This is a genomic window from Pseudomonas sp. B21-010 (assembly GCF_024749325.1).
Classification (GTDB): Bacteria; Pseudomonadota; Gammaproteobacteria; order Pseudomonadales; family Pseudomonadaceae; genus Aquipseudomonas; species Aquipseudomonas kilonensis.
Window position 1 is genome coordinate 2048646 of sequence record NZ_CP087198.1, and the last position, 14845, is coordinate 2063490.

The window sequence follows — 14845 nt, forward strand, 5'->3', positions numbered from 1 at the left end:
TTTCGACTGGCCATTGCTCGTGACGATGGCCATTTCATGAGTGCATCGTATGTCTATCCAGAATCTTGCCCCGTCGCTTATCGCCCGGTCCGCCTTCGTTGAGTTGCGTGGCCCGCAGGAAGGCCCGGTCGTTTCCCTGGAGTCGCGCTTGATCGAAGCGTTTGCCGGTTCCGCCGTCGACAGCGCGCAAGACGTTTCGTCGATCAATCAGTTGTTGCAGCGCCCGGATATCACCGACCCTGAAGTATTGGCCCAGTTGCAGGAGCTGACAGGGCAGTACAACGTGGATATCAACTTGCTCAACGTGCTGGTGCGCAAAGCCGTGGGCACGGCAGAAACCCTGTTGCGTGCATCATGAAACCGGGCGTGCTTCTGCTGTTGTTGTGCCTCGCGCTAGTGGGGTGCCGCCAGCCGAACCTGCTGGAAGGGCTGGATCAGCAGCAGGCCAATGAAGTGCTGTCGGTGTTGCAACGCAACAACATTGCGGCGGTGAAAGTCGACACCGGTAAAACCGGTTATGCGGTAAAAATCGACGCCCTCGATTTTTCCGCTGCCGTCGATCTGCTCAATCTCTATTCGCTGCCTTCCCGGCCACGCCTGCAAGTGGCCGAGATGTTTCCGTCCGATTCCCTGGTGGCCTCGCCCCGTGCGGAAAAGGCCCGCTTGTATTCAGCGCTGGAACAGCGCATCGAACAGTCGCTGAGTGTGCTCGAAGGCGTGGTGTCGGCGCGAGTCCATGTCAGTTACGACCTGGATGCCGGCGAGGGCGGGCGCAAGTCGCCGCCTATTCATCTCGCGGCGGTGGTGCTGCATGAGCGCGATGTCGAGCCGCAGTTGCTGATCACCGACATCAAGCGTTTTCTCAAGAACAGTTTCGCGACGGTGGAGTACGAAAACGTCTCGGTGGTGCTGTCCAAGCGCTCGGCGACCCAGCATGTCGCGCCGTCGGTGGCTGTGACGCGGGGGCATTCGCCGTGGCCGTGGTGGTTGGCGGCGATCAGTGCGGTGCTGTTGGCCGGTGGCGGCACTTGGGTCTATCGCCAGTCAAGCGCAGGGCGGCGTGATGTCGGAGCTTGAGTGCCTGGAACAGATCCTCGCCGAGCCTTTGGCGTATCTGCATCCCCAGCGTCTGGTTGTACCGGTGGGATTCGAAGGCGTCGAGGCGCGCACGTTGCTCAACCGGATCGTGCTCGAAGGGTTGGGACTGCAAGGACCGTGGCCTTCGACGCCGCTGACGGGTGTGGCGAAGCAATGGGTTCGCCATTGGCGACAATTGCCCTATATCGCCTTGCTGATGGGTGCCTATCGCTTGATGCCCGACCTGACGCGCGGCGCCGCACTGCTGCGCCTGCCGGGAGCGGTTCGCCGGTTCGCCAGCTTCAATCTGGGCCCGAGAGGCGGCCTGCCGATCGAGTGTGCGCCGGTTTCGACGGCGCAGGTCGAAGCGGCCGGCCTCAATGCGTTGTGGAGTTGGCGAGAGCACGTGCCTCGTCTTTTGCTCGAACGCCTGGACCTGCAGTTCCCCGAGCCGGTCGTTCGCCTGCATCGGCAATGGCCAGTCGCGAAACCTGATCCCATTCTTTTCTTCTTAGCGGTGCAGCATGCTCGACTCCATCCGACCCCTGACTGACCTGCCCGCGTGCGAAGACGTGCGCCTGGCCCGCGAAGACATCGCCGCCGCGCGCCGTCGCCAGCGCTTACAGCTGGAGGCCCAACGCCGCGCGCGGGAGTGTCTCGAGCAAGCGCACCGTGATGTCGAGGCGGTGCATGCACAGGCGTTCCAGCAGGGCTATGCCGAAGGCGTCCTGCGTGCGAGCGAACATCTGGCTGAAGGCCTGCTGAAATCGCAAAGCCTGGGGCTGCAATTGCGCAGCGATCTGGCCCGGGCCGCTGGTGATCTGCTCGGGCAAGCCTTGAGTCGCCCCGAGTGGCTGGATGAAATGCTGGAACGTTGGCTGGCCGGGCAGGCGGGCGACTCGGGCGCGGTCCTGCACCTGTTGTTGCCAATGCATTGCCGTCCACGCGGCCAAGCGCTGTGTGAGAGCGTGGGCAGGCGATGGAACGGCGAGCTGATCCTGGAATATCACCCGCAAGACCGCTATGTGCTGCGCCTGGCGGATCAACTGCTGGAGTTCGATGTCGAGGCGACCCGGGAACGGCTGGTGCCCCGGTTACTGGCGAGCCTCGCCAACCTGCCGGAGACGGTGCGCTTGTTGGATCAGGCCTCAAGGCAGGCGCTGGCGGACGTGTGCGCAAGCTTCACCGGTTTCGCGCCAACCGACACTGCCGAGGTTCGCCATGAAGATTGAATCCATGACGGTTTCCAGTCTGCTCGATCACGACGCGAATGAGTCGGTCCAGACCCTGGAATCGCGGCTCCTGGCGGCCCGCGAGCAAGCACCTGACAGCAAACGCCCGGACCCTGAGTTCGAGCACTTGTACCAATTGCTGCTGGCCATGGAAGGTCAGGGGGAGAAGGCGATTCATGAGTTTCTCCGCACACTGCGGGGACCGGATGGTGAAACGGCTGCGTACCCCACCGCCCGGGCGTTGATGGCGATCACGCTGCAGGTTTTGGTGCGATTGAAGAACGAGGGGTTGGAAAAGTCGCAGCTTTATAAAGAGGTCAGCGGTGCCAATGGGTTGGCATTTGCGATGGATGTTTTCGTCAAGGGTTTTATGCGGGAGGTGTTCCAGCCGATGGGGGATGAGGCTTGGGAGAAGAGTGAGTGGTGAGAGACGCTTAAGAATAACGCTTATAAAAATAACAAGGAGAAACACATATGCGAGTTGATACTTCATTTACCCCTTCAATAGCTTCCACGGCGTCCGGCAGCGTTTCATCCTTAGAATCTACGATCAGTCCACTTGATGCTTCGAAGTTGGAGATTGGGGATTTTAGCGTGAAGTCGCTAGGAACAAATCGAGAAATTACAGCCGGTTTCGAGCTTATGGACCGCGCGACAAATCCATACGTTGGGGAATTAAAGACTGGCTTGGGGGAGTCGGACATGGATGCGGTGGTGCAAATTGAGCGATACGTCTACAACGGTGACATACCCGAAGGAGATGAAAAAAACGGGATTTTTGCCACCTTAAATGTAGGAGCCACAGGCACCGAAACCCGAGAGGGTCGACTGAAGGCTGTGCTTGAGGCAGGGTTGGGATTACTCGAAGCCGCCAAGGGGCCAGGGCTCAATGCGCTGAATATCGCCATGCACACAGGGACAATCATTGTGCTGGCTACCCTTTTGCGCGAGTACATTGCCTCTCTGGTTGTGGATGCTATTGGCGAAGGTGATACACCTGAGGCCTCTCAGGCGTGGGCGGCTGTTGCGCTGGCGATGACGGGCCCTGCGCTAATGTTGGCGGGAAAAATCGGCGAGTGGTACGCAACTGGGGAGCGACCGACCGCGCTTTCGATAGTGTCGTGTCTCTGCATGGCAAGCGCGGTGATGGGAAGTACGATCGCGGCAGGTGTGACGGGCACGGCCTCGAAGCTACTCCCCTCAGTCGGCGGCCTTGCCTATAACGGGGCCAGGGCTGCGGCTGAACTCGTCAGTCATTTGAAAGTTGACAACGCAGGACTTCCGAATTTGAAGTCAAACGTGGCTACAGCTGCGTTTCATGGAGTGGTCTTCGGTGCGTTGAGGGAAGTGGTTAGCCTTATGCCGTTGAGCGGTCCTGCCAGGGCGGCCGCGCAGTTGAGTTACGATTTCGGGGCGGATGCTATTCAGGCTGGGCTGAACGGTTTCGCAATGATAGGCGATAAGGCCTTCTCGATTTTCTCCAGATGTTTGCTATCCCCCTCGCGAGGACTGGACTCGGTATTTTCTGATCCGGATTCTTTGCAACAAATGAAATTGAAGGTGCGCGCTGGCCTCCGGCTGCCCACTGGAACCCATTTGGCGGATGCGGCGACCCTTGGGGGGCTACGTCTCTCGTTTGGTCACGCTGTCAACCTGGTCGGAGGCGCAGTAGCGTTATGGCTAAGTGGAACCGAGATCAGCGACGATAACCAAGGCCATATTGTCAACTGTTGTCTTGCTGCGACGATGATGCTTCTTTACGTCTTTCTCAGCTATGGCACCTCAAAAGACACTCGCAACACTTATGCCCTGGATACGCCCCTTCCTTGACCGAAACCGAGGAGCCGACAACCATCGGTTGCTCGCTCCCATCCCTCCACCCCGCTATAATCCGCGCCTCATTTCTTCGAACGAGTCAAACCCACCCATGTACACCCTGGCCCGTGAGCTGCTGTTCAAACTTTCCCCGGAAACCTCCCACGACTTGTCCCTGGACCTGATCGGTGCGGGCGGACGTTTGGGCCTCAATGGGTTGCTGTGCAAGGCCCCGGCGAAATTGCCGGTGACGGTCATGGGCCTGGAGTTCCCCAACCCGGTCGGGTTGGCGGCGGGCCTGGACAAGAATGGCGCGGCCATCGACGGGTTCGCCCAGTTGGGTTTCGGTTTCGTGGAAATCGGCACCGTCACCCCCCGACCGCAGCCGGGCAACCCCAAGCCACGGCTTTTCCGCCTGCCGCAAGCCGAGGCGATCATCAATCGCATGGGGTTCAACAACCTGGGCGTCGATCATCTGCTGGCCCGTGTGGCCGCGGCCAAATACAAGGGCGTGCTGGGCATCAACATCGGCAAGAATTTCGATACGCCGGTGGAACACGCCGTTGACGACTACCTGATCTGCCTGGACAAGGTCTACGCCCACGCCAGCTACGTGACCGTCAACGTCAGCTCCCCCAACACCCCGGGGCTGCGCAGCCTGCAATTCGGTGATTCGCTCAAGCAACTGCTGGCCGACCTGGCCCGTCGTCGTGCGGAACTGGCGTTGATTCACGGCCGGCACGTGCCGCTGGCAATCAAGATCGCCCCGGACATGACCGACGAAGAGACCACCCAGGTGGCCCAGGCCCTGATCGAGACGGGCATGGACGCGGTAATCGCCACCAACACGACCCTGGGGCGCGAAGGTGTCGAAGGGCTGGAACACGGTGACGAGGCGGGCGGTTTGTCTGGCGCGCCCGTGCGTGACAAGAGCACCCACACCGTGAAGGTGCTGGCCGCTGAATTGGCGGGGCGCTTGCCGATCATCGCCGCGGGCGGGATTACCGAAGGCCACCACGCCGCCGAGAAGATCACCGCAGGGGCGAGCCTGGTGCAGATTTATTCGGGCTTTATCTACAAGGGGCCGGCGTTGATTCGTGAATCGGTGGATGCGATTGCGGCGTTGGGTTGATTCCCAGGGTTAGTCAGATCCATCTGTGGCGAGGGAGCTTGCTCCCGCTGGACTCTGTAGGAGCTGGCGTAGCCTGCGATCTTTTGATCCTGATCGTTCGCTCTCGACTCAATTGTCTGGAACAAGATCGCAGCCTCGTTGCACTCGGCAGCTCCTACAGGGCGCAGCCCAGCGGGAGCAAGCTCCCTCGCCACAATAATGTTCACAGCTCAGGCATTCATAAGTGTCCATGAAGCTCAGGCACTCACAGCGTTCATGAAACCCAGGCATTAAAAAGGGCTCCTCGAAGGAGCCCCCTGGGCCGTAGCCCGCCGTCCGGATGGGACGTGCGTGGTTAAATCGATATGGGTGTCAAATTGTCGAGTTCTTGAGTATTAAGCCCTGTGTCAGCCGACGGCGTGAAGTTCGTTGAGTCTGTGGATACCCGCAGTGCCGGTCATACCGTCCCAGTTGTCGCCGCGTCCTTCTCGCCAGCCATTGATCCAGGCTTGACGTACCGACGGTAGAGTAAAGGGGCAAAGCTCACGGGATTTACCACCAACGCCATATTGGTAACCACGTAAAAATGCTCTTTCCAACGGATCACGCTTAAGTCTTCTCATAGGGTGTTGCCCTCACTTGTTGACTGTTACTTAGCGTCGACCTCTATCGAGGCCGGGGCAGAATCATTCTGCCGTTGGTGGCTCGTTGCCGGCGTGACGAGCCGAGGTGTTGACGCCGTTGCGACGTCAACCTGTGTTGAGTTCTAACCAAAGCGTCACATGGATGGAATGATCGTTTTGTCATAAGCACGTAACAATAAAGATGTTAGGGCGATAAGTAACTTGATGTTCGTTGACCGCTTTTGAGCAAGACCCCTGTATGATCGGCCCTGCGCCGAAAGGGGTAGGCCTGGCTCGGATGAGAATGTCCTCCCGTTGCACTCGGGTACTATTCGACGAAAGGGTCGAGTTTTCACAATTTGTTGCACAGAATTTTTTTTCTGCCTTCGCATCTAAGCTCTTTTAACCTGAGCGGCGAGGGCGGCACGGCACACTTTCGTGCCACGCGGGTGCTCTTGAGAAAAGCACCTGATTGAACCCGGCCCGGCAATGCGTTGCCCGGTCCACTTAGCCAAAGGCTCTGGAAATCCCATGTCCGATCGTTTCGAACTCTTCCTCACTTGCCCCAAGGGCCTCGAAGGCCTGCTCATCGAGGAAGCCGTCGGGCTTGGCCTTGAAGAGGCGCGCGAGCACACCTCGGCCGTGCGCGGCATGGCCGACATGGAAACGGCGTATCGCCTGTGCCTGTGGTCGCGCCTGGCCAACCGCGTGTTGCTGGTGCTCAAGCGCTTCCCGATGAAGGACGCCGAAGACCTCTACCACGGTGTGCTGGATGTTGACTGGCAAGACCACATGCTGGCCGATGGCACCCTGGCGGTAGAGTTCAGTGGCCACGGCTCGGGCATCGACAACACCCATTTCGGTGCCTTGAAAGTCAAGGACGCCATCGTCGACAAGCTGCGCACGCCGTCGGGCGAGCGACCGTCCATCGACAAGCTCAACCCGGATCTGCGCATCCACCTGCGCCTGGACCGCGGCGAAGCGATCCTCTCCCTCGACCTCTCCGGCCACAGCCTGCACCAGCGCGGTTATCGCCTGCAGCAAGGTGCCGCGCCGCTGAAGGAAAACCTCGCCGCCGCGATCCTGATCCGCGCCGGTTGGCCGCGCATCGCCGCTGAAGGCGGGGCACTGGCCGACCCGATGTGCGGTGTCGGCACGTTCCTGGTTGAAGCCGGCATGATCGCCGCCGACATGGCGCCGAACCTGCGTCGCCAGCAGTGGGGCTTCACCGCCTGGCTTGGCCACGTGCCGGCGTTGTGGAAGAAACTCCACGAAGAAGCCACCGAGCGCGCCGCTGCCGGCCTGGCCAAGCCACCGTTGTGGATTCGCGGCTACGAAGCCGACCCACGGCTGATCCAACCAGGCCGTAACAACGTCGAACGTGCCGGCCTGAGCGAGTGGATCAAGATCTATCAGGGCGAAGTCGCCACCTTCGAGCCGCGTCCGGACCAGAACCAGAAGGGCCTGGTGATCTGCAACCCGCCGTACGGCGAGCGTCTGGGCGATGAAGCCAGCCTGCTTTACCTCTACCAGAACCTCGGCGAGCGTCTGCGCCAGGCTTGCCTGAACTGGGAGGCGGCGGTATTTACCGGCGCGCCGGACCTGGGCAAGCGCATGGGCATTCGCAGCCACAAGCAGTATTCGTTCTGGAACGGCGCCTTGCCGTGCAAGTTGCTGCTGATCAAGGTGTTGCCGGACCAGTTCGTCACTGGCGAACGTCGCACCCCGGAACAGCGTCAGGCCGAGCGTGAGCAGGCCGCCTACGATCAGGCCCCGGAAGTACCGCAAGAGCGCCAGTACAACAAGAACGGCAACCCGATCAAGCCAGCACCGGCGCCGGCCCCTGTGGTCGAGCAGGCGCGGTTGAGCGAAGGCGGGCAGATGTTCGCCAATCGCCTGCAAAAGAACCTCAAGTTGCTGAGTAAGTGGGCCAAGCGTGAAGGCGTGGACTGCTACCGGGTCTACGATGCCGACATGCCGGAATACTCCATGGCCATCGACCTGTACCACGACTGGGTACACGTCCAGGAATACGTCGCGCCGAAGTCCATCGACCCGGAAAAAGCCTCGGCCCGGCTGTTCGACGCCCTGGCGGCGATTCCCCAGGCGCTGAACATCGACAAGAACCGCGTGGTGATCAAGCGCCGCGAGCGTCAGAGCGGCACCAAGCAGTACGAGCGCCAGAGCGCCCAGGGCAAGTTCACCGAGGTCAATGAAGGCGGCGTGAAGCTGCTGGTCAACCTCACCGACTACCTGGACACCGGGCTGTTTCTCGACCATCGGCCGATGCGCCTGCGGATCCAGAAAGAGGCGGCCGGCAAGCGCTTCCTCAACCTGTTCTGCTACACCGCGACCGCCAGCGTCCACGCTGCCAAGGGCGGGGCGCGCAGTACCACCAGCGTTGACTTGTCCAAGACCTACCTGGACTGGGCGCGGCGCAACCTGTCGCTCAATGGTTTTTCCGACAAGAATCGCCTGGAGCAGGGCGACGTGATGGCCTGGCTGGAAGCCAGCCGTGACGAGTACGACCTGATCTTCATCGACCCGCCGACCTTCTCCAACTCCAAGCGCATGGAAGGCGTGTTCGATGTGCAGCGTGACCACGTCCAGTTGCTGGACCTGGCCATGGCGCGCCTGGCGCCGGGCGGTGTGCTGTATTTCTCCAACAACTTCCGCAAGTTCCAGCTCGAGGACAACCTCGGCGAGCGTTATGCGGTGGAAGAAATCACCGCCAAGACGATCGATCCGGATTTTGCCCGCAACGGCAAGATCCACCGCGCCTGGAAGATCATGGCGCGTTGAGTCGGGGCTGATTGGATCCACGAAGCCTTGTAGTTCAAGGCTTCTAGCCTCGTTTGGGGACTGGTCAAAGTGGTGGCGAATAGCTATAACTTAGGCTGTGTCCAGGGCAGCGCCTATGCCTGGTTCCTCTCTGAGTTGTGTTTATGGCATTGCATCAGGTGCGCCCCAGGATCCTGGGCTTTATCAGCGAAGATGTATCGGCCTGGCTGGTGGCTTCGCTGGTGCTGCTGGCGGGTGCCTTCCTGACTGGCGTGCTGACCTGGGCGATGATGAACCTGGTCAATCAACAACTGCGCCAGCGTTTCGAGATGGAAGTCGAGGAGCGTTTCAGCCGCATTGAGGAACAGTTCCAGGACGAGGAGCAACTCCTCGGCAGTCTCGGACGCTTTTTTGCCAACTCCGAAAGGGTCTCCAACAGCGAATTTCGTGGTTACGCCGTCGCGCTGTTGCGCCGTACCCGGGCCTTCGCTTGGGTGCCCAGGGTGCTGCGCGACGAGCGGCAAGCGTTCGAACAGCGGGCGCAGGCAGAAGGGGCCACTCAATTTACGATCCGCGAGGCGGACGGCCACGGAGGCCTGCGACCGGCCGCCGAACGAGACGAATACGCACCGCTGCTCTACATCCAGAGCCAGGCGTCCTACGGGACACCGCTGGGCCTGGACCTGCTTTCCGAACCCGTGCGCCGCGCCACCCTCGAGCGGGCCCGCCAGCACGGCGGGTTGGTGGCCTCGCAACCCGTGGACTTGATGGGCGCTGACCCGGCATTTTCCCGCGGGCTACTGCTGGTCGCGCCGGTGATCAGGGAGTCGGCCAGCGAACCGCTCGGATATGTGGTGGCGGTCATCAGCATGCGGCAACTGGCGGGCGAGGGGCTGCCGGCGTCCGGTCACGACAATCTGTCGATGCGGGTCATGGACCCGTCTACCAAAAACGGCGAGGAGGCATTGTTCGAGTCCCGCAACCCGCCTGGCCAGAGCGATTTGGCGGCGACCCGCCTGTTGCGCCTGGCCGATCGCGACTACCGGGTGGAGTTACGGCCCAGTCAGGTGTTCCTGTCGACCAATCATTCTTCGGTCACGACCATGGTGATACTCGGCGGCTTGCTCAGCCTGCTGCTCAGCGCCTTGCTCTATGTGCTGGTCAGCCAGCGGCAGCGGGCCTTGAAACTGGTAGAGCAACGCACCCGTGAACTGCGCGCCCGGGAGCAGGAGCTGCGCGGAACCCACGGTCAGTTGCGCGGTGTGCTGGATGCCGCGACCCAGGTCGCGATCATCGCCACCGACCTGCGCGGCGTCATCACCACCTTCAACGCCGGTGCCGAACAGATGCTCGGCTACCCGAGCTACGAGGTCCTGCAGAGCATGACCCTGGAAAGCCTGCATGTACCGCGCGAACTCCAGGCCCGCGCCGCCCAGCTCGGCGCGCGCTTTGGCAAGCCGATTCCGACGTGCCACGCGATGCTGCTCGAGGGCGGCGAGCAGGGCGGGCAACAGGCGCGGGAGTGGACCCTGGTGCGCCGCGATGGCAGCCACCTGACCGTGAACATGCTCGCCACACCGATGCTCGATGACCAGGGGCTGTGGGTCGGGCACCTGGCGATCTGCATCGACATCACCGAACGCAAGCGCGTCCACGAAGCATTGGCCGCCCGTGACCTGTTGCTGAAAAAGCTCAGTGCCCATGTACCCGGGGGCATCTACCAGTTCAAAATGGATTTCAGTGGGCGCTTCAGCGTGATCTATGCCAGTGACGGCATTCGCGACATCTATGAGCTGGAACCCGATGTGCTGGTGCAGAACGCCGAGGCGATTTTCTCGCGTATTCATCCGCTGGACAGTCCGCGTGTCCGCGCTTCGGTTCGTACTTCGGCCCGCACCTTGAGCCCGTGGCGGGAAGAGTATCGGGTGCAATTGCCCGTGCGCGGCCAGCGCTGGGTGCGCGGCGAGGCCACGCCCGAGGAACTGCCCGGCGGCGGGGTGTTGTGGCACGGCTATATCTCGGATATTTCCGACCTCAAGCGCGTGGAAGAAGAGCTGCGGGCGTTGTCCGTGACCGATGCCTTGACCGGCATTCGCAACCGTCGCTATTTCCAGGATCGCCTGACCTCGGAGATGGCCCGGGTCGAGCGCGGTTCCGGGGGGCTGGCGGTCATCATGCTCGACATCGACCACTTCAAGCGCATCAACGACCAGCATGGCCACGCAGTGGGCGACCGGGTGTTGCAGGCGGTTTGTCAGCGCGTCGCCCAGCGGTTGCGGCGCACCGATGTATTTTGCCGGCTGGGTGGGGAAGAGTTCGTCGTGCTGTGCCCGGACACTGACAGCGAAAATGCCTACACCTTGGCATTGGAGCTGTGGGAAGGCTTGCGGGCGGCGCCCATCGAGGGTGTGGGGTTTGTCACCGCCAGCTTCGGTATCGCCACCTGGCGCGCCGGGGAGGGCGCCGATGCGCTGCTGCTAAGGGCTGACTCGGGCGTGTATGCGGCCAAGCAGGCCGGGCGGGATCGGGTTGAGGTGCAGTTGGGTTAGCCACATATCATCGCGATATCGGTGGTTCAGTTGATGAATAGACTGAATGACATACCGCTATCGCGAGCAAGCTCGCTCCCACATTGGGTTTGTGCTGTGTCAGAGCACCGAAGCCGTCTGCGGCAGTTTCGGCTGGCGGTACAGGTCCAGCAGCACCTGGTCCAGCACCGACGAGGCACCCCATGGTTTTGGATCGTTGAGAATCGCCACCACCACCCAGGTGTTGCCATTGATGTCACGGCTGAAGCCGGCGATGGCGCGGACGGTGTTCAGGGTGCCGGTCTTGACGTGGGCTTCGCCGGCCATGGCGGTGGTCTTCAGGCGTTTGCGCATGGTGCCGTCGGTGCCGGCAATCGGCATCGAGCTGATGAACTCGGCCGAGTACGGGCTGCGCCAGGCGGCTTGCAGCATGGCCGCCATTTCCCGGGCGCTGACCCGTTCGGCGCGGGACAGGCCGGAGCCGTTCTCCATAACCAGGTGCGGCGCGGTGATGCCTTTCTTGGCCAACCACTGGCGCACCACCCGTTGCGCGGCCTTGGCGTCATCACCGTCGGCTTCGTTACGGAACTGCGCGCCGAGGCTCAGGAACAGTTGCTGGGCCATGGTGTTGTTACTGTATTTGTTGATGTCGCGGATGATCTCCGCCAGGTCCGGGGAGAATGCCCGGGCCAGCACCTTGGCGTTGCTCGGGGTCGCGGCCAGGCGGTCCGTGCCCTGGATGCTGCCGCCCAGCTCTTTCCAGATCGCCCGCACCGCTCCTGCGGTGTAGGTGGCATGGTCCAGCAGCGACAGGTAGGTCTGGGAGCTGCAACCGTCACCGAGCTGGCCGCCGACGGTCACCGTCACGCTGCCGTCCGTCTGGGCCACCGGGTTGTAGCGCACGCCACCGGCGCACTGCTTGGAGTTGACGGCCTTGACCTGGTTGTCGATGCGAATACTCGCAATCGGTGGCTCCACCGACACCAGCACCCGGCCGCCGTCATTGCGGGCGACGAAGCGCAGGGCCTTGAGGTTGACCAGCAACGAGTCGGGCTTGACCAGGAACGGTTTGTTTTCGTCGTTGCCGTCGTCGTTGAATTCGGGCAGTTGCGGCTGGATGAAGAAGCCGCGGTCCAGCACCAGGTCGCCGGTGACCTGCTGCACGCCGTTGGCCCGCAGGTCGCGCATCAGCAGCCAGAGTTTTTCCATGTTCAGCTTGGGATCACCGCCGCCCTTGAGGTACAGGTTGCCGTTGAGGATCCCGCCGCTGAGGGTGCCGTCGGTGTAGAACTCGGTTTTCCACTGGTGATTGGGGCCGAGCATCTCCAGGGCCGCGTAGGTGGTCACCAGTTTCATGGTGGAAGCGGGGTTAACCGAAACGTCGGCGTTGTACAGGGTCGGGGTGCCGGGACCGTTGAGCGGCACCATCACCAGGGACAGCGCGTCGTCCTGCAGCTTGCTGGCCTTGAGGGCCTTTTGCACGTTGGGCGACAGGGCGGTGTTGATGGTGGCGGCGTAGGTGGTGACAGGGAGGGCCAGGGGAAGAAGAAGGCTGGCCAGAAGCAGTGGACGCAAAGATTTGATCATTTGAAATAAAACCCTACGGGCGAGGGGGAAAATAACGAGGACATGAAAATGAACGCCCTCAACGGTCATGAAAGTGTCGGCATTATGCCCCAAGCCGCAGCCGCTTGGGCCGTGCCTGAGCCCTTCGGCCGCTATTTTTTACCGACGGTAGGTCGATACGCCCGATCAGTCGGGCAATCGGCGCACCAAACTGGTAAAGTGCCGGCCGTTATTACTTATGAGGATTGTTCCAATGGCGACTAACCGTTCCCAGCGTCTGCGCAAAAAACTGTGCGTGGATGAATTTCAAGAGCTGGGTTTCGAACTGAACCTGGATTTCAAAGAAGATCTGGCCGATGAGGCTATTGACGCTTTCCTCGACGCTTTCCTGAAAGAAGCCATGGAAGCCAACGGCCTGGGCTACGTCGGCGGCGACGACTACGGTCTGGTTTGCCTGCAGAAGCGTGGCTCGGTTTCCGAAGAGCAGCGCGCTGCCGTTGAAGCCTGGCTCAAGGCACGTCCTGAGCTGACCAGCGTTGAAGTCAGCCCGCTGATGGACGTCTGGTACCCGGAAAAGCCGATCAATCCGGTCGCTTGATGGTCAGAAACCGGCAGCCCTTTCGGGCGCCGGTTTTTTTGTGCCTGTCTGTTGGGTAGCTGTTGCCCTTCAGGCCGCTATCGCGAGCAAGCTCGCTCCCACAGTGGTGATGTGGGCGACACAAATCCCCCTGTGGGAGCGAGCCTGCTCGCGATGCTTTTAAGCGCTACGCCAGTTCAGGATCAGCAAGGTCAACACCCCCGCCACAATCCCCCAGAACGCCGAACCGATGGAGAACAGCGTCAGCCCCGACGCCGTGACCATGAAGGTGATCAACGCCGCTTCCCGCTCCTTCACTTCGCTCATGGCGATGCTCAAGCCATTGATGATCGACCCGAACAGCGCCAAGGCCGCGATGGACAGCACCAGCTCCTTGGGCAGTGCCGCGAACAACGCCGCTAGCGTCGCGCCGAACACCCCGGCAATCCCGTAGAAGATCCCGCACCAGACCGCCGCCGTGTAGCGCTTGTTGCGATCTTCGTGGGCGTGGGGGCCGGTGCAGATCGCCGCGCTGATGGCCGCCAGGTTGATGCCATGGGAGCCGAACGGCGCCAGCAGTAGCGAAGCGATGCCGGTGCTGGTGATCAACGGCGAGGCCGGCACGTTATAACCGTCGGCCCGCAGCACGGCGATGCCGGGCATGTTCTGCGAGGTCATCGCCACCACGAACAACGGAATGCCGATGCTGATGGTGGCCGCCAGGGAAAAGTGCGGCGTGGTCCACACCGGTGTCGCGACTTCCAGGGCAAAGCCGCTGAAGTCCAACAGCCCCAGCAGGCCCGACAGCGCCGTGCCGATCAACAGCGCTGCCAGTACCGCGTAGCGGGGCGACAGGCGCTTGACGATCAGATAGGTGAAAAACATCCCCAGCACCAGGCCGGTGCGATGCTGGGTGGCGACGAAGATCTCGCTGCCGATCTTGAACAGGATCCCCGCCAGCAACGCCGCCGCCAGCGAGGCTGGAATACGCTTGACCAGGCGCTCGAAACTGCCGGTCAGGCCACAGATCGTCACCAATACTGCACAGGTGATATAGGCGCCGATGGCCTCGCCATAACTCACGCCGCCCAGGCTGGTGATCAGCAGCGCTGCGCCGGGTGTCGACCAGGCGATGGTGATCGGTGTGCGATAGCGCAGCGATAGCCCGATGGAGCACACCGCCATGCCGATGGAGATCGCCCAGATCCACGAGGAAATCTGCCCGCTGGTCAGCCCGGCTGCCTGCCCGGCCTGGAACATCAGCACCAGGGAACTGGTGTAGCCGGTCATCATCGCGATGAACCCGGCGACGATGGCTGAAGGCGAGGTATCGGCCAATGGACGAAGTGGCGTGGTCGTGACTTCGGTCATGGTGGGCGGTGGTCCTTGTTGTAGATTGGCTGGGCTTGATCGCGCCGCAGGTTTTGGGTTTGCAGCCTAAACTCAACGCAGTAGCCGATTGCAATACAGCCATGCCCGCAAACAGCCGTACAGTCGTGTTGCCATCAGAGGTTGTGTACAATCGGGCTGTTTTT

14 protein-coding genes are annotated in these 14845 nt (G+C 61.5%); 11 read left to right on the top strand and 3 right to left on the bottom strand.

The genetic code is table 11. The features are described from left to right. The first annotated feature begins 49 nt into the window (after nucleotides 1-49). The 7 genes from sctI (at nucleotide 50) to LOY50_RS09105 (ending at nucleotide 5256) form a co-directional block, all read left to right on the top strand. Complete coding sequence (gene sctI / locus LOY50_RS09075; RefSeq protein ID WP_258690675.1) at nucleotides 50-358, top strand: type III secretion system inner rod subunit SctI; 309 nt, start codon at nucleotides 50-52, stop codon at nucleotides 356-358. Further along, entirely contained in the window at nucleotides 355-1077 is a 723-nt protein-coding gene (locus LOY50_RS09080) for an EscJ/YscJ/HrcJ family type III secretion inner membrane ring protein (protein WP_258690676.1), read from the top strand. Before sctI ends, LOY50_RS09080 begins: the two co-directional genes overlap by 4 nt. After that, complete coding sequence (locus LOY50_RS09085; protein ID WP_258690677.1) at nucleotides 1064-1630, top strand: secretion system protein; 567 nt, start codon at nucleotides 1064-1066, stop codon at nucleotides 1628-1630. The genes LOY50_RS09080 and LOY50_RS09085 overlap by 14 nt, the downstream gene beginning before the upstream one ends. Continuing rightward, nucleotides 1602-2309 carry an oxygen-regulated invasion protein OrgB gene (locus tag LOY50_RS09090; RefSeq protein ID WP_258690678.1) on the top strand — a complete coding sequence of 236 codons (708 nt, stop codon included), beginning with the start codon at nucleotides 1602-1604 and terminating at the stop codon, nucleotides 2307-2309. The genes LOY50_RS09085 and LOY50_RS09090 overlap by 29 nt, the downstream gene beginning before the upstream one ends. Further along, entirely contained in the window at nucleotides 2299-2736 is a 438-nt protein-coding gene (locus LOY50_RS09095) for a hypothetical protein (protein WP_258690679.1), read from the top strand. Before LOY50_RS09090 ends, LOY50_RS09095 begins: the two co-directional genes overlap by 11 nt. Before the next feature lie 47 nt (nucleotides 2737-2783). Next, entirely contained in the window at nucleotides 2784-4139 is a 1356-nt protein-coding gene (locus tag LOY50_RS09100) for a hypothetical protein (RefSeq protein WP_258690680.1), read from the top strand. A 97-nt stretch (nucleotides 4140-4236) separates the two neighbouring features. After that, entirely contained in the window at nucleotides 4237-5256 is a 1020-nt protein-coding gene (locus tag LOY50_RS09105) for a quinone-dependent dihydroorotate dehydrogenase (protein ID WP_258690681.1), read from the top strand. A gap of 386 nt (nucleotides 5257-5642) precedes the next feature. Here LOY50_RS09105 and rmf read toward each other — a convergent pair whose 3' ends face one another. Further along, nucleotides 5643-5858, bottom strand: a complete 216-nt coding sequence (rmf, locus tag LOY50_RS09110) for a ribosome modulation factor (protein ID WP_003223300.1) — start codon at nucleotides 5856-5858, stop codon at nucleotides 5643-5645. A 531-nt stretch (nucleotides 5859-6389) separates the two neighbouring features. Between rmf and rlmKL the strand changes: the two genes are divergently transcribed. Then, on the top strand, nucleotides 6390-8660 hold the full coding sequence (gene rlmKL / locus LOY50_RS09115; RefSeq protein ID WP_258690682.1) for a bifunctional 23S rRNA (guanine(2069)-N(7))-methyltransferase RlmK/23S rRNA (guanine(2445)-N(2))-methyltransferase RlmL: 2271 nt from the start codon (nucleotides 6390-6392) through the stop codon (nucleotides 8658-8660). Between the two features lie 143 nt (nucleotides 8661-8803). Next, the gene (locus LOY50_RS09120; RefSeq protein ID WP_258690683.1) at nucleotides 8804-11188 is read left to right on the top strand and encodes a GGDEF domain-containing protein; all 2385 of its coding nucleotides are present in this window, start codon (nucleotides 8804-8806) and stop codon (nucleotides 11186-11188) included. A 99-nt stretch (nucleotides 11189-11287) separates the two neighbouring features. Here the strand turns inward: LOY50_RS09120 and dacB are convergent, their stop codons facing one another. Further along, nucleotides 11288-12754, bottom strand: coding sequence for a D-alanyl-D-alanine carboxypeptidase/D-alanyl-D-alanine-endopeptidase (gene dacB, locus LOY50_RS09125; RefSeq protein WP_253472810.1), 1467 nt, complete (start codon nucleotides 12752-12754; stop codon nucleotides 11288-11290). A 48-nt stretch (nucleotides 12755-12802) separates the two neighbouring features. On the opposite strand from dacB, the gene LOY50_RS09130 reads away from it, so the two are divergent. Together LOY50_RS09130 and LOY50_RS09135 are read left to right on the top strand one after the other, a co-directional pair. Next, nucleotides 12803-12997 carry a hypothetical protein gene (locus tag LOY50_RS09130; protein WP_253472813.1) on the top strand — a complete coding sequence of 65 codons (195 nt, stop codon included), beginning with the start codon at nucleotides 12803-12805 and terminating at the stop codon, nucleotides 12995-12997. Next, nucleotides 12987-13331, top strand: a complete 345-nt coding sequence (locus LOY50_RS09135; protein WP_003199553.1) for a YggL family protein — start codon at nucleotides 12987-12989, stop codon at nucleotides 13329-13331. Before LOY50_RS09130 ends, LOY50_RS09135 begins: the two co-directional genes overlap by 11 nt. A 159-nt stretch (nucleotides 13332-13490) precedes the next feature. Here LOY50_RS09135 and LOY50_RS09140 read toward each other — a convergent pair whose 3' ends face one another. Further along, complete coding sequence (locus tag LOY50_RS09140) at nucleotides 13491-14681, bottom strand: benzoate/H(+) symporter BenE family transporter (protein WP_003199555.1); 1191 nt, start codon at nucleotides 14679-14681, stop codon at nucleotides 13491-13493. Nucleotides 14682-14845: the final 164 nt, after the last annotated feature.